General features: G+C 74.8%; 19 protein-coding genes. 8 read left to right on the plus strand and 11 right to left on the minus strand.

What is annotated here, in order from left to right; all coding sequences use genetic code 11:
* Positions 1–43 precede the first annotated feature (43 nt).
* From ACFP3V_RS12380 to ACFP3V_RS12390, 3 genes are all read right to left on the minus strand, one after another.
* Positions 44–940, minus strand: coding sequence for a lytic polysaccharide monooxygenase auxiliary activity family 9 protein (locus tag ACFP3V_RS12380; protein WP_380582993.1), 897 nt, complete (start codon positions 938–940; stop codon positions 44–46).
* 187 nt (positions 941–1,127) lie between these two features.
* Positions 1,128–1,727, minus strand: coding sequence for a class I SAM-dependent methyltransferase (locus tag ACFP3V_RS12385; protein WP_380582995.1), 600 nt, complete (start codon positions 1,725–1,727; stop codon positions 1,128–1,130).
* Between the two features lie 110 nt (positions 1,728–1,837).
* Positions 1,838–2,011 (minus strand): hypothetical protein, encoded by a 174-nt coding sequence (locus ACFP3V_RS12390; RefSeq protein WP_380582997.1) that lies wholly within the window; start codon positions 2,009–2,011, stop codon positions 1,838–1,840.
* Between the two features lie 247 nt (positions 2,012–2,258).
* On the opposite strand from ACFP3V_RS12390, the gene ACFP3V_RS12395 reads away from it, so the two are divergent.
* A complete protein-coding gene (locus ACFP3V_RS12395; RefSeq protein ID WP_380582999.1) occupies positions 2,259–3,515 on the plus strand; it encodes a glycoside hydrolase family 3 N-terminal domain-containing protein in 1,257 nt (418 codons plus the stop codon).
* Between the two features lie 261 nt (positions 3,516–3,776).
* Here the strand turns inward: ACFP3V_RS12395 and ACFP3V_RS12400 are convergent, their stop codons facing one another.
* Both ACFP3V_RS12400 and ACFP3V_RS12405 read right to left on the minus strand, forming a co-directional pair.
* Positions 3,777–4,280 (minus strand): TIGR00725 family protein, encoded by a 504-nt coding sequence (locus tag ACFP3V_RS12400; RefSeq protein WP_380583001.1) that lies wholly within the window; start codon positions 4,278–4,280, stop codon positions 3,777–3,779.
* A 54-nt stretch (positions 4,281–4,334) separates the two neighbouring features.
* On the minus strand, positions 4,335–5,366 hold the full coding sequence (locus ACFP3V_RS12405; RefSeq protein ID WP_380583003.1) for an ROK family transcriptional regulator: 1,032 nt from the start codon (positions 5,364–5,366) through the stop codon (positions 4,335–4,337).
* Between the two features lie 79 nt (positions 5,367–5,445).
* On the opposite strand from ACFP3V_RS12405, the gene ACFP3V_RS12410 reads away from it, so the two are divergent.
* Positions 5,446–6,633 carry an MFS transporter gene (locus tag ACFP3V_RS12410; RefSeq protein ID WP_380583005.1) on the plus strand — a complete coding sequence of 396 codons (1,188 nt, stop codon included), beginning with the start codon at positions 5,446–5,448 and terminating at the stop codon, positions 6,631–6,633.
* A gap of 90 nt (positions 6,634–6,723) precedes the next feature.
* Positions 6,724–8,817 carry a SpoIIE family protein phosphatase gene (locus ACFP3V_RS12415; RefSeq protein ID WP_380583007.1) on the plus strand — a complete coding sequence of 698 codons (2,094 nt, stop codon included), beginning with the start codon at positions 6,724–6,726 and terminating at the stop codon, positions 8,815–8,817.
* A gap of 19 nt (positions 8,818–8,836) precedes the next feature.
* On the opposite strand, the gene ACFP3V_RS12420 is transcribed toward ACFP3V_RS12415, so the two are convergent.
* Complete coding sequence (locus tag ACFP3V_RS12420; protein ID WP_380583009.1) at positions 8,837–9,172, minus strand: hypothetical protein; 336 nt, start codon at positions 9,170–9,172, stop codon at positions 8,837–8,839.
* A 337-nt stretch (positions 9,173–9,509) separates the two neighbouring features.
* Positions 9,510–10,184, minus strand: coding sequence for a LuxR C-terminal-related transcriptional regulator (locus ACFP3V_RS12425; protein ID WP_380583011.1), 675 nt, complete (start codon positions 10,182–10,184; stop codon positions 9,510–9,512).
* 76 nt (positions 10,185–10,260) lie between these two features.
* Here ACFP3V_RS12425 and ACFP3V_RS12430 point away from each other — a divergent pair, with 76 nt between their 5' ends.
* Positions 10,261–10,932, plus strand: a complete 672-nt coding sequence (locus tag ACFP3V_RS12430) for a response regulator transcription factor (RefSeq protein WP_380583013.1) — start codon at positions 10,261–10,263, stop codon at positions 10,930–10,932.
* Between the two features lie 79 nt (positions 10,933–11,011).
* Here the strand turns inward: ACFP3V_RS12430 and ACFP3V_RS12435 are convergent, their stop codons facing one another.
* Both ACFP3V_RS12435 and ACFP3V_RS12440 read right to left on the minus strand, forming a co-directional pair.
* On the minus strand, positions 11,012–12,028 hold the full coding sequence (locus ACFP3V_RS12435; protein WP_380583015.1) for a PRC and DUF2382 domain-containing protein: 1,017 nt from the start codon (positions 12,026–12,028) through the stop codon (positions 11,012–11,014).
* 118 nt (positions 12,029–12,146) lie between these two features.
* The gene (locus ACFP3V_RS12440) at positions 12,147–12,419 is read right to left on the minus strand and encodes a hypothetical protein (protein WP_380583031.1); all 273 of its coding nucleotides are present in this window, start codon (positions 12,417–12,419) and stop codon (positions 12,147–12,149) included.
* Between ACFP3V_RS12440 and ACFP3V_RS12445 the strand changes: the two genes are divergently transcribed.
* Entirely contained in the window at positions 12,303–12,842 is a 540-nt protein-coding gene (locus tag ACFP3V_RS12445) for a hypothetical protein (RefSeq protein WP_380583017.1), read from the plus strand. The two genes, ACFP3V_RS12440 and ACFP3V_RS12445, sit on opposite strands and share 117 nt — an antisense overlap.
* Before the next feature lie 25 nt (positions 12,843–12,867).
* The gene (locus ACFP3V_RS12450) at positions 12,868–13,884 is read left to right on the plus strand and encodes a DUF3048 domain-containing protein (protein WP_380583019.1); all 1,017 of its coding nucleotides are present in this window, start codon (positions 12,868–12,870) and stop codon (positions 13,882–13,884) included.
* 13 nt (positions 13,885–13,897) lie between these two features.
* On the opposite strand, the gene ACFP3V_RS12455 is transcribed toward ACFP3V_RS12450, so the two are convergent.
* A complete protein-coding gene (locus ACFP3V_RS12455) occupies positions 13,898–14,860 on the minus strand; it encodes a D-2-hydroxyacid dehydrogenase family protein (protein ID WP_380583021.1) in 963 nt (320 codons plus the stop codon).
* Between the two features lie 139 nt (positions 14,861–14,999).
* On the opposite strand from ACFP3V_RS12455, the gene ACFP3V_RS12460 reads away from it, so the two are divergent.
* A complete protein-coding gene (locus ACFP3V_RS12460) occupies positions 15,000–15,329 on the plus strand; it encodes a GNAT family N-acetyltransferase (protein ID WP_380583023.1) in 330 nt (109 codons plus the stop codon).
* A gap of 13 nt (positions 15,330–15,342) precedes the next feature.
* Positions 15,343–15,849, plus strand: a complete 507-nt coding sequence (locus tag ACFP3V_RS12465) for an OsmC family protein (RefSeq protein ID WP_380583025.1) — start codon at positions 15,343–15,345, stop codon at positions 15,847–15,849.
* Positions 15,850–15,932: 83 nt separating this feature from the next.
* Here the strand turns inward: ACFP3V_RS12465 and ACFP3V_RS12470 are convergent, their stop codons facing one another.
* Entirely contained in the window at positions 15,933–17,096 is a 1,164-nt protein-coding gene (locus tag ACFP3V_RS12470; protein ID WP_380583027.1) for an MFS transporter, read from the minus strand.
* Between the last annotated feature and the right edge of the window lie 902 nt (positions 17,097–17,998).

The raw sequence follows: 17,998 nt of genomic DNA on the forward strand, positions 1-17,998 counted from the left end.
CGGGGCGGGAACGCCTGCCCCGCCCCGAACGTCCGGACCCGGTTCAGGAGTCGGCGCCCGCCAGGGCCGTCCGCCGGCGGTAGAGCAGCACGCCGGAGCCGGTGGCCGCCACCGCCGAGAACCCGGTCAGCGCCCACATCGCCGGGGAGACGGGAGCGGACCGGCGGTTCAGCCCCGCCGGGACGGCGGTGTCCAGCGGCAGCGCGTCGCTGCCGTGGCCGTGGTGGTCGACGGTGGACCGGGCCGCGCCCGCGGCCAGCTGCCGCTCGGTCGGGACGCTGCCGCGCAGCACGGTCCCGGCCGCCGCTCCGCTGCCGTAGACGACGTCCGAGCAGGCGTAGAACGCCTCCGGGCTGTCGGTGCGCTGCCAGACCATGTAGATCAGCTGGCGGCCGCTGCGGCTGGGCAGCGTGCCGTTGAACGTGTAGTAGCCGCTGGAGCCGTCCCGGCCGGTGGCGTACTGGGCGACCGGGTCGGCCAGGTCCAGGTCGGACCACTTGAGCGGCTGGGTGGGGTCGTAGCCGCCCTTGGTGATGTAGAGGGTCATCACGCCCTGGTGGGCGGCGGTGACCCGGAACTTGAAGGTGTAGGCGCCGGCGGAGACGGCCGTGGCCGCCCAGTCGGTGCGGGCCCAGTCGAGGGCCCGGTACTTGTCGCGGTTGGCCGAGCACAGGTGGCCGTCGGGGATGATCTGCTGGCTCTGGCCGTCGGCGTTGGCGATGTTGACCTCGTTCCAGTCGTAGAGCGGCTGGGTGCCGGTCGCCGCGACGAGGTCCTTGCAGACCTGGGACTGGGGGTTCTCCGGGCCCTCCGCGTAGCACGCGGCGACCCGGCTGACCGGGCCGAAGAGCGTGCCGTGGGCGCTGGCGGGAACGGCGGCGGCGACGAGCACGCCCGTGGCCGCGGTCCCACCGACGAGGAGTCGGCGTATCCAGGACATGGTTCTCCTTCAGGAGCTGCGGGCCGCTGTGGGGGGTTCCGGGCGGTGCCCGGGCATGGCGCGGACCCGGCGCGCCATCGCACACCGAGCGTATGATTGGCCTATACCAATTGACAAGACCCGTCGTGGTTAACCGAGTTGACGACACGTCAGCTCTCATCGACGGCCACGGCCACGGCCGCTCCGTTCAGCGCATCCGCCGGGCGATCACCTCGAAGACCCGCCCGGGTCCCTCGGAGCCCCCTCCTGCCCTCGTCCCCTCCGCCGCACGGTCGTCGAAGGCCAGCACCTCCAGCCCGAGGAACAGCTCCCGGGCCTGCCGCCGGCCCAGCAGCGTGAGGTCCGTCCGGTCGTGCCGGGTGTCGCCGGCGCCGAAGAGGGTCACCGCCAGCAGTCCGCCGGGCGCGAGGCTGCCGCGTACCCGCTGCCAGACCGGCCCGAAGTCCGCGGGCGGCAGGAAGGGCAGGCTGTAGGAGGCGTGCACGAGTTCGGCCGCGGGCAGCTCGACGTCCTGGAGCGCGCCACGCACGACGGTCAGCCGCTCGGCCCCGGCGACACCGGCGCGGACCAGCTCCCCCGCCCCCGGGGCCCGGTCCAGCGCCCAGACCCGCCACCCCTCGGCCAGCATCGCCGACGCCTCCACCCCGCGGCCGCAGCCGAGGTCGAGCGCCAGGCGCCCGTCACCCGGCCCGGCCAGGTCGAGAGCCCGGCGGCACAGCGGCCGCACCGGCCTTCCCTGCGTCGCTGCGGCGGCATCCACCCGTGCGGAAACGGCAACCCCGGTCATCGAGTCCCCTTTGACTCAGCGTCCACTGTGCGGTGCCAGTGGAACCCCGGACCCTGCCCCGACGCAAGATCGCCGCGCCGAGTCGCCGCCGAGGATCCGGCGACGCGCCGTCAGCGGCGCGGCCCGGGCTCGGCCTCACCGAGCAGCAGGACCCGCGCGGCGGTCTCGGCGAAGATGCCGACGCCACGGAGCGCGGCGCGGACGGGGTTGCGGTGCTGGGCCTCGGCGGCACGGGCACGGTTCTCGGACCTGGGAGTCGCCTGCTGCGTGATTGCGGTAGCCATGACTCCACCGTAGGTTCGCGGACCTGTACCGACGTCGGCCCGAAGTCCCGTTCCCGACGGCCCCCCGACTCATCCCGGAGGGTGACCGCATCCGCCCCCAGACCGGGGGCGACCCCGAGGCGGCTCAGGGTCGGACGCGTCCGACCCATCCGGGATTGCCGCGCCGGTGGCGCTACGGGGCGGTATGTTCCAAGAGTCGCCCGACCGTTGCGTCACCGTGCCGACCGAGGGAAGCGGAGCACCGGACATGCCGAGGACCACCGCACGGCGGGGGTGGCTGCTGGCCGCCTCCCTGCTCACCGGAGCGCTCGCCGCCGCCTGCTCCTCCGGGCCCGCGCCGCACGCGGCGCCTTCCTCCTCGCCGCTGACCTCCGCAGCGCCCGGCAGCGGCGCACCCGCCTCCCCGACGTCCGCCGCCCCCACGTCCGGGTCGCCGACCACGGCGGCCCCCGCCCCCTCCACGCCCCGGCGGACCACCGCGCCGCCTCCGCCGGCCACGTCGAACCTGACCACGGCTCAGCTGGTCGGCCAGCGGATCGTCTACTCCTACCCCGGGCTGACGCCCCCGGCGTCGCTGCTGCAGCGCATCCGCGCCGGGCAGGTCGCCGGAGTGATCTTCTTCGGGCAGAACGTCTCCAGCGCGGCCCAGCTCCGCTCCGCCGTCGCCACGCTCCGCAGCGCGCAGCAGGCCAGCCCGGTGCACCAGCCGCTGCTGCTGATGACCGATCAGGAGGGCGGCATCGTGCGCCGGGTGCCAGGTGCACCGCTGCAGTCCGCCAAGGAGATCGGCGCCACCGGCGACCCCGCGCAGGCGGCCCCCGCCGGCAGCGCCGCCGGCGTCAACCTGCGGGGCCTGGGGCTCAACCTCAACCTGGCCCCGGTGCTGGACGTCTACCACTCCCCGGGCGACTTCGCCGACTCGGCGCAGCGCTCGTTCAGCAGCGACCCGGCGACCGTGGCCTCGATGGGCTCGGCCTTCATCCGGGCGCAGCAGCAGGCGGGGGCGGCGGCCACGGCCAAGCACTTCCCGGGGCTGGGCGCGGCGGGCCGCACCCAGAACACCGACCTGGAGCCGGTGACGATCAACGAGTCGCTGACCCGGCTGCGGCAGGTGGACGAGGCCCCCTACCCGTCGGCCATCGCGGCGGGCGTCCGGCTGGTCATGCTCAGCTGGGCGGTCTACCCGGCGCTGGACGGCTCGCACCCGGCCGGGCTCTCCCCCACCGTGGTGCAGGAGCTTCGGGGCCGCCTCGGCTTCGGCGGCGTCACGATCACGGACGCCCTGGAGGCCAAGGCGCTGACCGCGTACGGCTCCACCGGGAACCGGGCGCTCGCGGCGGTCTCCGCCGGGATGGACCTGCTGCTCTGCTCCTCGCAGAGCGTCAGCCAGGGCGACGCGGCCGCCCAGGCACTTGTGTCGGCGCTGGACTCGGGGCGGCTGAATCGCGCCGCCTTCGCGGCGGCCGCCGCCCGGGTCACCGCCCTTCGTTCCGGCCTGGGCTGACAGCACGTCAGCCCGAACGGTCCAGACGCAGCGCGACCTCCACGGCCTCGGCGGCGGTAGCCACCCGGACCGGCCCGGAGGCATCACCCGGCCGCCGCCCACTCGGCGGCTCAAGCCGCCACCGGGTCACCGCCCTTCGCTCCCGCCTGGGCTGACAGCACATCAGCCCGAAGGCGCCAGACGCAGCGCGACCGCCACCGCCTCGGCGGCTCAAGCCGCACCGGGTCACCGCCCTTCGCTCCCGCCTGGGCTGACAGCACATCAGCCCGAACGGGCCAGGCGCAGCGCGACCGCCACGGCCTCGGCGGCGGTAGCCACCCGGACGGGCCCGGGGGCATCACCCGGCCGCCGCGCACTCGGCGGCTCAAGCCGCCAACTGTCCAGTGCGACCACCGGTTTGCCGGTCCGCAGGGCCAGCGCGATCTCGCTGAGCGTCCCCCAGCTGCCGCCGATGGCCACCAGCGCGTCCGCGGCGGCGACGACCAGGCCGTTGCGCAGCTCCCCCAGCCCCGTCGGCAGAGCCAGGGTCAAGTACGGGTTCCCCGCCGCGCGTTCGCGCCCCGGCAGCAGGCCGACGCAGGTGCCGCCCGCCTCCCTGGCGCCCTTGGCGGCGGCCTCCATCACGCCGCCCAGGCCGCCGCAGACGACCACGGCTCCGGCCTGCGCGAGGCCGCGCCCGACCGCCTCGGCGGCCTCGCGCTCCTGCCCGGTGGCCTGTCCGGGGCCGATGACGGAGACGTAGACGGTGGGCTCGGCTGGCGTCACCGGGCCAGCGTAGCCAGTGCCACGCGGAACCCTGCTCGCCGCGCCGCCGCCGGGTCAGCCGAAGACGGCGTCGCGGGCCAGGTCCAGGGCGGTGAGGACGGCGCCCTGCAGCACCGGATTGCCCTCGACCGCACTGGCCCGCACCTCGGTGGGCACCGGGACGCGGCCGTCGAGCTGCGCGGAGACCGCGGCGGCGAAGTCCGCCCCGCCCGCCCGGCCGGTCGTGCCGCCGAGGACGACCAGGCCCGGGTCCAGCACCAGGACCATCACCGCGACGACACGGGCGACCTGACGGGCGAACAACTCCCCGTCCCCGGCGTCCAGTCGGGGCCCTTCCAGGGCGCAGCACAGGTTGTCGCCGTCCAGTTCCAGGAAGCCGACCTCGCCCGCGCCGCCGGAAGCCCCCTGGCGCACCCGGCCGCCGAGGACGACCGCGCCGCCGACGCCCTCGTCCAGCCAGAGCAGCGCGAAGTCCTCCCGGCCGCTCGCCGCGCCGACGCGGTGCTCGGCCACCGCGGCGAGGTTGACCTCGTTCTCCAGCACCAACTGCGGTACCCCGAGCGCCTCCTGGACCAGGTCCGGCAGCCGGGGGTCCCAGCCGGCCACTCCGACGTCGCAGGGGCCGAGCCCGCGGCCGGTGTGCGGGTGGACCATGCCGGGCGCGCCGAGGACGACCGCCTCCAGCGTCCGCCCGCCCGCCGCCGCGGCCACGGCGTCGCGGATGACGGCCGCGAGGTCGGCCTCCGCGACGGCCGGACGCTCGGCGGTGCCGACGGTGGCGCCGGTCAGGTCGGCAACGGTGACGTGGGTGCCGCTGCGGCGGATGTCGACCCCGGCGACATGGGCGCGGTCCGCGACCAACGTGTAGAGGCGGGCGTTGGGGCCCCGCCGGTCCTCGCCGGCCTCGCCGCAGGGCTGGACCAGGCCGTTGGCCCGCAGGCGCTCGATCAGGTCCGCGACCGTGGGCCGGGACAGCCCGGTCAGCGTGCGCAGCTGCGGTGCGGTGAGGGGACCGTGTTCGAGCAGCAGGTCGAGCGCGAGCCGGTCGTTGATCGCGCGCGCCAGGGCCGGGGTGGCGGTCTTCATGCGCGCATCCTAGCCGCAACGAGCAGGGTTCCTGCGTATTCCTCTTTCCATCAGGGAGCCTGCCTGTTAGTTTCTGAGGGTGACTCACCGGACCCACCACCGCGCCATCGCGCTGCTGTTCACCGTCCACGGAGCCGTCGGCGGCTCCCTCTACAGCTGCCTGCCCTGGCTGCAGGGCCACTTCGGGCTGAGCGCCGGGGCGCTCGGCCTGGTGCTGCTGTGCCAGCCGGTCGGGGCCTTCGTCGCCATGCCCACCGCCGCCCGGGTCGCCCATCGGGTGGGCGAGCGGCGAGCCGCGGGCATCCTCATCGGGCTGTGGGCGCTGCTGCTCCCGGTCCCGCTGCTCGTCCCGGGCCCCGCCTGGCTCTTCGCCGCGTTCTGCCTGTTCGGCATGGTCGCCGGGATGAGCGACGTCGTCATGAACGGACACGGCGTCACCATCGAACGGGGACTGGGCCGTTCGATCATCTCCGGCCTGCACGGACTGTGGTGCACCGGCAGCCTGCTCGCCGGCGGTCTCGGCATCCTCACCGCCCGGCTCGACGTCGACCCGCGGCTGCGCCTGCTCGCCCTCACCGCCGTGCTGCTCCCGCTCGCCCTGCTGGGTGCCCGCGCCCTGCCCGCCGACGCGCCGCGCGACCACGCCGGCTCCGCCCCCGCGCCGCGCCGCTTCGCGCTGCCCAGCCGGGCCGTGCTCGTCATCGGCGCGGTGGGCTTCTGCGGCACCTTCGTCGAAGGCGCGAGCAGCAGTTGGGCCGGCGTCTACCTCACCCGGGTCACGGGGGCCGGGGCCGCTCTGGCGACCACCGGGTTCACCCTGTTCACCCTCGCCATGGCCCTGACCCGGCTGCTGGGGGACCGCGCCGTCCAGCGCTTCGGCCCCGTCCGGGTCGTCCGCGCCGGCGCCTCGGTGGCCGTGCTCGGCGGTGTGCTGGTGACGGCGGCGCCCGGGCCGTGGCCCTGCATCCTCGGCCTGGCCCTGATCGGCGCGGGCATCGCCCTGAACGTGCCGCTGGTCTTCAGCGCCGCCTCGCGCACCGGCGTGAACGCCGGCGAGGGCGTCGCCGGGGTGGCCACCCTCACCTACGCGGCCTCACTCGTCTCCCCGGGCGTCATCGGGTGGATCGCCGGAGCCCTGTCCTACCCCGCGGCCTTCGGCCTCATCACCGCGTTCGCCCTGGCCATGGTCCCGCTCGCGGGCCGGCTGCGGCCCGCCCCGGGGCGCACGGCCGCCGCCCGTACGCCGCAGGACCTGGTCGCCTCCTGACCCGCCGCCCGGCCCACTCGGACGAGTGAGCCGGGCGGCGGCCGGGGCCGCCGAGTTGATCGGCGTGCGGGCGGGCGTCAGGCTGAACCCATGGTGCGCAGTACCGGGGGCGACGCCGAGAGCGGCCTGCTGGGGCAAGCGTTCCGGCAGGCCTCCTTCGCGATGTCCGTGTACGACCCGGCACTGCGCTGCCTGTGGCTCAACGAGATCTCCTGCCGCCAGCTCGGCGAGGACGAGGGCGCGCTGCGCGGCCGGACCTTCCCCTTCGGCCTCCCCGAGTCCTTCGACATCGCGGGCATCCTGCAGGCCATCCGCGACGTCCCGATGACCGGACGGCCGATCCACTACGAGGCATTCGGGCGCTCCCCCGGCGGCGAGCGCGAGCACGCCTGGCGGCTCGAGCTGTGGCCGGTCCGCGGCGCGGACGGCACGGTGCGCGCCGTCGGCATGGCCGCCTTCGACAACAGCGAGCAGCACTGGGCCCGGGAACGCCTGGCGGTCCTCGACCGGGCCGCCGTGTCCATCGGCACCACCCTCGATCTCGACCGCACCGCACAGGAGTTGGCCGAACTCGTGGTCCCGCGCTTCGCGGACTTCGCCAGCGTGGACCTGCTCGAGGCGGTCATGCACGGCGAGGAGCCGGCCACCGGCGCTCCGGACACGGACGTGGTGCTGCGCCGGGTCGCGCACCTGTCCATCGCCCCGGACGGCGGAGGCGCCGTCATCGACCTCGGCGCCACCGACCACTACCCGTCCTTCTCCCCGTCCGCCCGCGCCCTGCACACCGGCCATCCGGTGGTCACCGGCAGCGGCGACCCGGTCTTCGACCGCTGGGTCGCCGGGGCCCCCGCCCGCGCCGAGAGCATGCGCGGACACACCGTCACCTCGCTGCTCGCCGTCCCGCTGACCGCCCGCGGCACGACGCTCGGCGTGGCCGTGCTGGCCCGCGTCCGGCCCGCCCCGTTCCTCCCGGAGGACGTCACCCTGGCCCGGGAACTGGCCTCACGCGCCGCCGTCTGCGTCGACAACGCCCGCCGCTACACCCGCGAACGGGCCACCGCCCTGGCCCTGCAGCGCAGCCTGCTGCCCCGCGGCGTCTCCCGGCAGTCCGCCGTGGAGCTGGCCTGCCGCTACCTCCCGGCCGAGAACGGTGCGGGGGTGGGCGGCGACTGGTTCGACGTCATCCCGCTGTCCGGCGCCCGGGTGGCGCTCGTCGTCGGCGACGTCGTGGGCCACGGCATCCAGGCCTCGGCCACCATGGGCCGGCTGCGCACCGCCGTGCGCACCCTGGCCGACGTGGACCTGCCGCCCGACGAACTCCTCGCCCACCTGGACGACTTGGTGCTGCGCCTGGGCGGCGACGAGGAGGACCAGGACCCCGCCGACGACCGCCCGGACCCCGGCGGTACCGGGGCCACCTGCGTCTACGCCGTCTACGACCCGGTGTCCCGGCGGCTGTCGGTCGCCAGCGCGGGCCATCCGCCACCGGTGCTGCTGCTCCCCGACGGCTCCACCCGCGTCGTCGAGGTCGCCGCCGGACCGGTGCTGGGGGTCGGCGGCCTGCCGTTCGAGGCCACCGAGGCGGAACTCGACGAGGGCACACTGGTGGCCCTGTTCTCCGACGGCCTGGTCGAGGCCCGCGACCGGGACCCGGACCTCGGCACCGAACGGCTCCGCAAGGCCCTCACCGCGCCGCTGCCCGGGCTGGAGACGCTCTGCGACCACATGCTCTCCGAGCTCCTGCCCGAACGGCCGCAGGACGACGTCGCCCTCGTCCTCGCCCGGACCCGCGCGCTGGGCGCGGACCGGGTGCGGGTCTGGGACCTGCCCCCCGACGTGTCGGTCGTCGCCGAGGCCAGGCGGCTCGCGGCGGCCCAACTCGACGCCTGGGGACAGCAGGAGGCGGCCTTCGTGGCCGAACTGGTCGTCAGCGAGCTGGTCACCAACGCCATCCGCTACGGCTCCCCGCCCATCCAGCTGCGCCTGATCCTCGCCGGCCCGGCCGGTGCGGGCCCGCTGATCTGCGAGGTCTCCGACGCCAACGCCAGCTCCCCGCACCTGCGCCGGGCCCGGATCCTGGACGAGGGCGGCCGCGGCCTGCTGCTGGTCGCCCAGCTCACCTCCCGCTGGGGCACCCGCCACACGCCCGAGGGCAAGACCATCTGGGCCGAGCTGGCCCTGTGAGACCGGCCCGCCGCCGGGTCTACTGCCCGACGACGCTGAAGCTGCGCCAGACGCGGCCGAAGTCGGTCGTGGTGATCCCGCGGGCGAGGTAGTACGACTTGCCGTGCGCGGGCGTGGTGCAGTCCGGCCCGTCGTACAGGAGGATGTCCGCCAGCAGGTTGTTGTTCACCGAGTGGACGTCCTGCAGCACGAAGTTGTGGCAGTGCTGCCCGTTCGGGCTGGTCACCTGCTCGGCGATGCGCCCGTTGGTCGCCGTGACGGTGCCCTCCGACGGGTCCGAGCAGCCGGCGGCGGTGAGCGCGAGGCCCAGCGCCGCCACGCCGGTGACCAGGGCACGCCTGGGGAAACGGGCCATCACTGGACCTCCTGCCGAACTCGACCGCTGCGACTGCCTGCTGACCGACTGTAAGCAGCCGCGGCGGCCCGGGCCGTGAGGGGCACGGCCGAGCGGGCGAGGGTTCACCCCAGCGGGCGCAACCGCCGCGAGAACTCCGTCGGGGCCGCCTCCGCCCGGGAGGCCGCCAGCGCGGCCGGCCCGCAGGAGGTGCTGCCCCTCTGCCGAGCGCGTGGAGGAGGCGCGGCCGGGCCAGGGGGCCGGTCCGGCTCCGGCGCGGCCGCGGCTTCGCTGGCCGGCGTGGTGGCGGCGCAGGACCGTACCGGCTCGCCTTGCCAGGACGGGAACTGACGGCGGGTCAGGGCTGGGCGCCGTCACCCGGGAGGCCGAGGCGGTGCGCCAGGGCCACGGCTGCGACGGAGGAGTGGACGTCGAGTTTGACCATCAGGTTCTGCACGTGGGTCCGCACGGTGTTCGTGGAGAGGAACAGGTGGCGGCCGATCTCCGGGCGGCTCATCCCCGCGCACAGGCAGCCGAGCACCTCCCGCTCGCGGACGGTCAGGCTGGCCAGTCGCTCCGCGCCCTCGTCGTCCTCGTCGCGCCGGGCCACCAACTCCGCGACCACGCGCGTCAGCAGCAGCGGCGGCACCCACGTCTCCCCCCGGTGCACCCCGCGGATCACGGCCAGCAGGTGCGCCAGCGAGCTGTCCTTCGGCACCCACCCCCGGACCCCCGCGCGGACGGCCGCCGGAGCCAGCTCGTCCGTCCCCGCCCCCTCGCTCAGCACGATCACCGGGACGCCGAACTCCCGGCCCCACCCCCGCTGCCCGTCCGCCGCCCCGCCGCCGCGGCCGGCCAGCAGGCCGATGTCGGCCACCACCACGTCCGTCCCGCCCGCCTCGGCGAGCCTGCGGACCTCGGCCATCCCCGCGGCCGCCCGGGAGACCAGGCCGCTCTGCTCCAGCCCCGCCGCCAGCAGGCTCGCCACCGCCCGGCGACGGTCGGCCACCACCACTCTGATCGGGCCGCTCATGCCCCGCAGGTTGCCACGGGGCCCCGGCACCCGCCACCGGTGGCCAGGGCAGGGGCACGATGGTTCGCTGATACCCATGAGGTCTTCCGGCAGCACCTCCCCCGCCGCCGTGGTCGTCGCCGACTCGCACCGCCTGGTGGCGGACGTCCTCGCCCTCGCTCTCGCCGGTCACGGCTACCGCGTGTGCGCCACCGCGGTCACCCGCGGCGAGCTGTTCCGCGCCGCCATGGCCCACCGGCCCGACGCCTGCCTCGTCGATCTGCGTCTGCTGGACGGCAGCGCCCTCGACGTCATCTCGCTCCTCCACCGGAACGCCCCCGAACTGCGCATCCTGGTCCAGTCCCGCGGCCTCGACGAGACCACGGCCGCGGCCGCACTGCGCGCCGGGGCGTCCGGGTTCGTGCGCAAGGACGAGGGGATCGACGAACTGGTCTGCGCCCTCGGTCAGTTGACCTCAGGCATGCGACTCCCGCCGCCCGCTCCCCCACCGGACTCGCCCGCCGCCCGGCGCAGCGACCGGACCGAGCCGCCGGACGACCCCTTCCGCTGGCTGACCCGCCGCGAACTGGAGGTCCTCGTCCTCCTGGCCAGGGGCGACGGAACGGTGGAGATCGCCCGCGGCCTCGAGATGACCGTCAACACGGCGCGCACCCACATCCAGAGCGTGCTGGACAAGCTGGGCGTCCACTCCCGTCTGGAGGCCGTGGCCCTGGTCAACCGACTCGGCGTGGACCTCACTGCGCTCTGAGGGGGAGCGCCCCCGGGAGCCGCCCATGACGGACCGTCATGGGCGGCTCCCGGTGCGCAGCCACCGCCGGGGTCCAGGTTCAGTCCCGGTCCTCGGGCAGCTCGACCTCGATGCGCTCCTTACGGACCTCGCCCCGCACGGTCTGCTCCTCGACGCGCTCCTCGACCGTCATCCGGACCCGCTCGACCGGCACGGCCTCGGTCTCCACCACGGGACGCTCGGCATGGAGGGTGACCTCGTGCTCAGCCTCGCTGATGGGCGGCCCGGACAGGGCCTGGGCCCGGTTCGCCTCCGTGATCGGCTCGCGCTCGATGCGGACCTCCTCGTGGCGGAGCGGAACCGTCTGCTGCTCCGTCTCGGTCACCACGTACTTGCGCAGCCGCGCGTGGCCCGCCTCGTGCCGCTCGACGCCGACCCGCAGGTGCTCCTCGGAGCGCGTCATCGCGCCGTCCCCGTCGGGGGCTCCTGAGCCGTTCCCGGCGTGGCTGCCCACCGCTGCACCGGGCTTGGCGCCGGCAACCGTGCCAGGGGCGGTGCCGGGCATGCCGCCTGCCGTCCGCCCTTGGGCGGTCGTTCCCGCCGCTCCTGCCGCCCCGGCGGCACCGGCCGCCGTTCCCGCACCGGCCGCCGTTCCCGCGCCGGCCGCGGGCGCTCCGGCACCGGTGCCGGCCGCGGCACCTGGAGCTGTCCCGGCCACGGTGTCCGGCGGGCGTCCGTGCCCGGGCGTGTGCGCCCAGCCGCCCGGGCCCGGCTGGTTGGCCCGCTTCCAGGCGTCGTCCCAGGTGATGCCGTAATGGCGGTAGAGGCGCTCCTCCTCCGCCTCCGACAGGTGGCCCCCCGCGTCGACGTCCACGTTCGGCGCCTCCTTGACGGTGTCCTTGGTGTACGGGACCTCCAGGTGGTCCTCGACCATGCGGGCCTCGTGGATCGGCACGAAGGTCTCGTTGTTGCCGAACAAGCCGGTCTTCACGCTCACCCACTCCGGACGGCCGGTCGCGTCGTCGTAGAACAGGTGCGCCGGCTTGCCGATCTTGTGGCCCTCGGCGTCGTAGACGGGGTGCTCGAGGGCATGCTCGAGCTGCGTCTCGCTGATCATCGATTGTCCTCCCGTTCAGGCGGTTTCACGTGGCGATTAACCATTCGCCTACAGCCCAAAACGGGATGAATTCGTACATCAACGATGAGTTTCTGACGCTCGATCAGAAGTACCGGAACTACTGACCCACCCTCAGCCGCTCGAATCCCGTGTCCGCGTTCCACGCGGCCCGCGCGGCCGGTTCGCCCTCCGGCCGGTCCTGCCAGACGCGGACCTCGACGCGGAACGGCATCTCCCCGCTGCTGGCCCAGCGGCCCTGGAGCTCGGCGAGCAGGTGCTGGTCCGCGCAGGCCTGGGGGCTCACCGGGAGTTCCTGGGGCGGCGCCGGGGCCAGCACGCGAACCCGCTCACCCTCGCGGTCCTCCGTGATCCGCAGCTCGGTGCAGTACATCGCCGCGACCTCCTTCCGGGACGCTCTCGTCCCGCCCTGCGCCTACCCCGCCCGGGGAAGGCGGAGTCCAGTCGAACAGCGGGGCGGGGGCCCGGGCCGCCGCCGCCTCCCGCACCNCCGCCTCCGGCAGCAGGCCGGACAGCGCGAACAGCCCGTCGCGGAGCAGGAGGCCGGCCTGATCTGCGCGAACGCTACGACAACCTGGGCCGGGGCTTCCTCGACCTGACCGCTTCCCTGCTGCAGGCTGCCGGCTGCCCCGACCCTCGCCGCCGGGCCCGGTACCTGGTCGCCTGGTGCGACGGCATCCTGGCCAACGCGACGGTCGGCCCGGGCGCCCACCGTCCGCCCACGCGGCGGGAACTGGCCGAGCAGGTCGACCTCATGCTCGCCGCGCTCCTGGATCCCGCTCAGCGGGAGTCCTGACCGGCACGAGGGGTAAGTAGCACATGTGACCAGTCGCAGAAACCCTGTCGCACGGCGTTCCTCTCTCGCGGCGGGTGCCCTGGTGCTCACGGCCGTGCTCGGCACGGTGTCCTGCGGGGGCGGGAAGCACGCGTCCCAGTCCACGCCGCAGCCGCCGCCCCCGACGAGCGCCGCTACGTCCCCCACCACCGCGCCGACGCCCACCACCAACCCGCTGACCGGGCAGGGGCCTTCGGGCGGCCACGTCTTCGCGGTCAAGATCGACAACGTCGGCGCCGCCCGGTTCCAGCAGCAGGGACTCAACGCCGCCGACCTGGTCTACGTCATCCAGGTCGAGGGCGGCCTCTCCCGCTACCTCGCCGTCTACGACAGCGTGCACACCGACCGCTCCCACGTCCCGGCGCGGATCGGCCCCGTCCGCAGCGCCCGCCAGAGCGACATCCCGCTGCTGGCCGCGTACGGGCGAGTCGGCCTCGTGTACAGCGGGGCGATCAGCGGCCTGCTCAAGGACCTGGGCCGGGCCAACCTGGTCAACATCACCCCCGACCGGGCCCCCGGCCTCTTCAGCAACGGCGGCAGCAGTCCCACCTACATCCAGTCCGACCAGGTCTTCGCCCGCTTCCCGCAACTGGCCGCGGTCAAGGACATCGGCCTGCGCTTCGGCCCCTTGACCGCGGGTGGCGCCGCCGCGCACAGCGTGTCGGTGCAGTACCCGTCGGCCTCCTTCACCTTCCGGGCGAGCGGCGCCAAGTGGACGGTCACCATGGACGGCCACGACGCCCGTGCGAGCGCGGACAACCTGATCATCCAGCACGTCCACGTCGTGCAGGGCAAGTACACCGACCACAACGCCGGCCACCCGGACAACGAGGTCTTCAGCGTGACGACCGGTCAGGGCAAGGCCGACTTCTACCGTGACGGCAAGGTCTGGCACGGCACCTGGTCCAAGCCGACCGACACCTCGCCGACGACCTACGCGGTCAACGGCCGGACGTTCCTGCTGGCCCCGGGCCGGTCCTGGATCGTCCTCGACCCCAGGTGACCCGCCGCCCGCGTCAGCCGAGCAGCCGCACCGGCTCGCCCGCCAGGTACGCGGCGATGTCCTCCACCGCATCGCCGTAGTAGCGGCGGTAGTTGTCCTCCGACACATAGCCGAGGTGGGGCGTCGCCAGCAGCCTCGGCGCGCTGCGGAAGGGGTGGTCGGCGGGCAGCGGCTCGACGTCGAAGACGTCGACGCCGGCCCCCGCGATCGCGCCCGCGCGCAACGCGGCCAGCAGCGCGTCCTGGTCGACGATGGCGGCACGGGAGGTGTTCACCAGGTACGCCGTCGGCTTCATCAGCGCCAGCTCGTCGGCGCCGAGCAGCCCGCGGGTCCGGTCGCCGAGCGCGAGGTGCACCGTCACCACGTCCGACCGGCGCAGCAACTCCTCCTTGGACGCCGCCAGTTGTACGCCCGCGGCCTCGGCGCGCTCCTTCGTCAGGTGCTGGCTCCAGGCCACGACCTCCATCCCGAAGGCCAGCCCCACCTGCGCCACCGGGACCCCGATCTTCCCGAGCCCGAGCACCCCCAGCGTCCGCCCGTGCAGGTCCGCGCCGACCGAGGCCTGCCACGGGCCGCCCGCGCGCAGGCCGTTGACCTCCGCCACCAGGTTCCGCGCCAGCCCCAGGATCAGCGCCCAGGTCAGCTCGACGGGCGGCGTCGACGCGCTGCGCGTCCCGCAGACGGTCACCCCGTGCGCGGCCGCGGCGGCGTAGTCGATCACCGAGTTCCGCATCCCGCTCGCCACCAGCAGTCGCAGCCGCGGCAGCGCCGCGAACACCGACGCCGGGAAGGGAACGCGCTCGCGCAGGGTCACCACGATGTCGAACTCCCGGAGCGCCGCGACGAGTTGCTCCTCGTCGGCGAAGTGCTCCCGGAAGCAGGCCACCTCCACCCGATCGCCGACCGGGCTCCAGTCCCCCAGGTCCGTGGCCACTCCCTGGAAGTCGTCGAGCACGGCGCAGCGCAGCTTTCCCATGCCGGCGAGCCTACCGACCGCCGGCCGTCCCGGGCTGTCCACGGGGCCGGAGCGGCTCACGCGGACCGGGATGGCAGACTCGGTGCTCAGTGATCGCGCCGCGAGGAGCGCACACCCGACGGAAGGCCGGTCAGCAGCCATGGAACCGCTTGTCACGGACAACCCGCAGGAGTCCCGGTACGAGATCCACGTCGCCCCGGCCACGGCCGACGCGGACCTGCCTCAACTGGCCGGTTTCGCGCAGTACCACCGGTTCAAGGACGAGATCGCCTTCATCCACACCGAGATCGACCCGAAGTTCGAAGGCCAGGGCCTCGGCGGCAAGCTGGCCCGCGCCGCGCTCGACGACGCCCGCGAGAAGGGGCTCGCGGTCCTCCCCTTCTGCCCGTTCATCCGCGGCTGGATGGGCAAGCACCCGGACTACATCGCCCTCGTCCCGGCCGACCAGCGCGCCCGCTTCGGGTTCTGAGGGCGGTTGTCGGATGACGTTCTCCCAGTCGTCGTCGGCGGACCACCGGAACGCGGACACGGGCGGGTCCTCGGACACGGGCACGGGCGGGTACACGCGGGCCGCGGCCGTCATAGCCACCAGCACCCCGACCGACTACCGCGTCGAACTGCGGGCCGGCCACCACCTTCTGGCCGCCGACGAGCCGGTGTCGGTGGGCGGCCTGGACACGGCCCCCAACCCGATCATGCTGCTGCTCTCCGCCGTCGGCTCCTGCACCGCGATCACCCTCCGCATGTACGCGGAGCGCAAGGGCTGGCCGCTGACGACGGTGCGGGTCCACCTCGCCTACGAGAAGAGCGAGCCGGACCGCCACGGCGACGGCACGGCTCCCGCCGGCCGCATCACCCGCCGCATCGACCTGCTGGGCGAACTGGACGAGGTACAGCGCGCCCGGCTGCTCGACATCGCCGAGCGCAGCCCCGTCACCAGGGCCGTCAGCGGGGGTACGCCCATCGTCCGAGCAGCGGAACGGCACTGACGGCCCGTCACGCGGCCCGTCATGCGGAACCGCACGGACGACCCGTCGCGCGGCTCCTCATGCGGCCCGTCACGCGCACCCCGCTACCCGTCCGCGCCTCGACGTCGCGTCGCGGCCAGCAGTACCAGCGCGCCGGCCTGGATGACCGCCACCGTCACCAGCAACGCCGGGACGGAGACCGTGTAGAGCGCACCCGTCAGCGCTCCGCCAACGAACGCGCCGCCGCCGACCACCGCCGCGAACACCCCGTAGGCGGTGGCCCGGCGTCCGCTCGGCACCAAGTCGGCGACGGTCGCGCGCAGGGTGGACTCCTGGACGCCCGTCGCCGCGCCCCACAGCAGCGCGCCGAGCACGGCGAACGCGGGCTGCCGCGTGAACGCCAGCACCGGGACGAGTGCGGCCAGCACCGGAAGGACCGTGAGGACGGCCGGTCCGGAGCGGTCGTACCACCAGCCCGTCGCGAGCGAGGCCAGCCCGCCCGCCGCCATGGTCCCGGCGTAGACGAGCGGAACGGCCGCCGCGCCGAGGACGTGACGGTGCACCAGGTGGAACGAGATGACGCCGAACGTCGCGAACCCGGACATGGTCGCGGCGGTGAACGCCGCGTAGACCCAGAATCGGCGCGGGAGCGCGGAGACCCGACCGACCTGCGAGAACGGCACCGGCTTGGCGCCCGCTCCGTCGCTCGCGGGCTCGTACGCGGCAGGGTTGGGAACCGTGCGCTGCAGCCGGACGAGCAGCACCAGCGTCGCCAGCCCCGGGAGCGCAAGCACCAGGAGCGAGGGCCCGTACCGGTCGCCGGTCAGCGCGAGCATCCCCGCCACCGCCAAGGGGCCGGTCACGGCCCCGACTTGGTCGAGTGCCTCGTGCACCGCGAAGCCCCGGCCCCGCCCGGTGGCGGCGGTGGCGTGCGAGAGCAGGGTGTCCTTGGCCGGCGACCGGATCGCCTTGCCGGCCCGCTCCGCGATGACCAGCGCACACGCGACACCGAGCGCTCCGGCGACGCCGAGGAACGGCACGGTGAGCACGGTGAGGGCGTAGCCTGCCGTCGCCAACTCCCAGAACCGCCCGCTCCGGTCCGCGAGCGGACCCGAGACCAGCCGCAGCACCAACGCCGCCGCCTCGCCAGCCCCCGTGACGACACCGACGACCAGCGCGGACGCGCCGAGGCTGGCCAGCAGAGGCCCGGTGATCGAGCGGGCGCCCTCGTAGACCACATCCGCGAGCAGGCTGACGATCCCGAACATGACGACGAACCGCCACGGCGAAAGCCTCGGCCCCCCGGGCGGCCGCTGCTCCGCAGCGGGAGTCGGCGACGGACGCGGCGGCTGAGGCGGTTCGGACTGTCCGTTCATGGTGGACCGACGCTAGCAAGGAGGCCCGTGGATTCGCCGGACCGTAACCGGGTCCGTCCGCAGCAGCGGTCGGCGGTGATTCCTTTCGCGGCACGTCTGCAACGGCATTCACCGTTGGGCGGGGCCAGCGCTCGTGCTGCTCGCTCCGCTCGCGGGAAAGGCGCGACCACGGGAGCGGACGCGGCGGGGCCCGGCGCCGTCGCCGTCCTGCGGGACGCCCGTCAGCTGGGTGCGGCCTGAACCACCGTCACACCGGGGCGCCCCATGCCGCGCCGGGTGGTCCCGCCGCGCACGCACAGACGCTGCCCCTGCGTGGCGGGTTGCCGACAGACGCCATCGAACCCGCGCCAACCCGCCAGCCGGGCAGGGCCCGAACGACCCTCACCCCGCGCACGGGCCGCCCGGGGCAGGCCGACCGCGCACGGGGGACGCAGTCCCCTGCTGCGTGGCGGGTTGCCGACAGTCACCACCGAACCCGCGCCAACCCGCCAGCTGGGCAGGGCCCGAACGACCCTCACCCCCGGAACGAGCCGCCCGGGCCAGGCCAACCGCACCCGCGCGGACGCAGTCCCCTGCTACGTGGCGGGTTGCCGACAGTCACCCCAGAACCCCCGCCAACCCGCCAGCCACCCACCGCCCGGGACCGACGCTCCGGCCGGCCCCGGGCGCGCAGCAGCGACCCGTGCTGGGGCATCACCCGGCTGCGCCCCGGGCAGCACGCGCCGCCGCCCTCCTTCCCCGTTGCGTCTTTCCGGGCGAGCGGAGCGAGTCATCGGTATTCCTGCGGAGACGCC

It is taken from the genome of Streptacidiphilus monticola (assembly GCF_042658505.1).
Classification (GTDB): Bacteria; Actinomycetota; Actinomycetes; order Streptomycetales; family Streptomycetaceae; genus Streptacidiphilus; species Streptacidiphilus monticola.

Coding starts and splice junctions, on each gene's coding strand:
- ACFP3V_RS12380 (WP_380582993.1), bottom strand. CDS start 940: ATGTCCTGGATACGCCGACTCCTCGTCGGTGGGACCGCGGCCACGGGC.
- ACFP3V_RS12465 (WP_380583025.1), top strand. CDS start 15,343: ATGACGTTCTCCCAGTCGTCGTCGGCGGACCACCGGAACGCGGACACG.
- ACFP3V_RS12455 (WP_380583021.1), bottom strand. CDS start 14,860: ATGGGAAAGCTGCGCTGCGCCGTGCTCGACGACTTCCAGGGAGTGGCC.
- ACFP3V_RS12415 (WP_380583007.1), top strand. CDS start 6,724: ATGGTGCGCAGTACCGGGGGCGACGCCGAGAGCGGCCTGCTGGGGCAA.
- ACFP3V_RS12395 (WP_380582999.1), top strand. CDS start 2,259: ATGCCGAGGACCACCGCACGGCGGGGGTGGCTGCTGGCCGCCTCCCTG.
- ACFP3V_RS12405 (WP_380583003.1), bottom strand. CDS start 5,366: ATGAAGACCGCCACCCCGGCCCTGGCGCGCGCGATCAACGACCGGCTC.
- ACFP3V_RS12435 (WP_380583015.1), bottom strand. CDS start 12,028: ATGATCAGCGAGACGCAGCTCGAGCATGCCCTCGAGCACCCCGTCTAC.
- ACFP3V_RS12430 (WP_380583013.1), top strand. CDS start 10,261: ATGAGGTCTTCCGGCAGCACCTCCCCCGCCGCCGTGGTCGTCGCCGAC.
- ACFP3V_RS12385 (WP_380582995.1), bottom strand. CDS start 1,727: ATGACCGGGGTTGCCGTTTCCGCACGGGTGGATGCCGCCGCAGCGACG.
- ACFP3V_RS12460 (WP_380583023.1), top strand. CDS start 15,000: ATGGAACCGCTTGTCACGGACAACCCGCAGGAGTCCCGGTACGAGATC.
- ACFP3V_RS12440 (WP_380583031.1), bottom strand. CDS start 12,419: ATGTACTGCACCGAGCTGCGGATCACGGAGGACCGCGAGGGTGAGCGG.
- ACFP3V_RS12420 (WP_380583009.1), bottom strand. CDS start 9,172: ATGGCCCGTTTCCCCAGGCGTGCCCTGGTCACCGGCGTGGCGGCGCTG.
- ACFP3V_RS12470 (WP_380583027.1), bottom strand. CDS start 17,096: ATGTTCGGGATCGTCAGCCTGCTCGCGGATGTGGTCTACGAGGGCGCC.
- ACFP3V_RS12390 (WP_380582997.1), bottom strand. CDS start 2,011: ATGGCTACCGCAATCACGCAGCAGGCGACTCCCAGGTCCGAGAACCGT.
- ACFP3V_RS12425 (WP_380583011.1), bottom strand. CDS start 10,184: ATGAGCGGCCCGATCAGAGTGGTGGTGGCCGACCGTCGCCGGGCGGTG.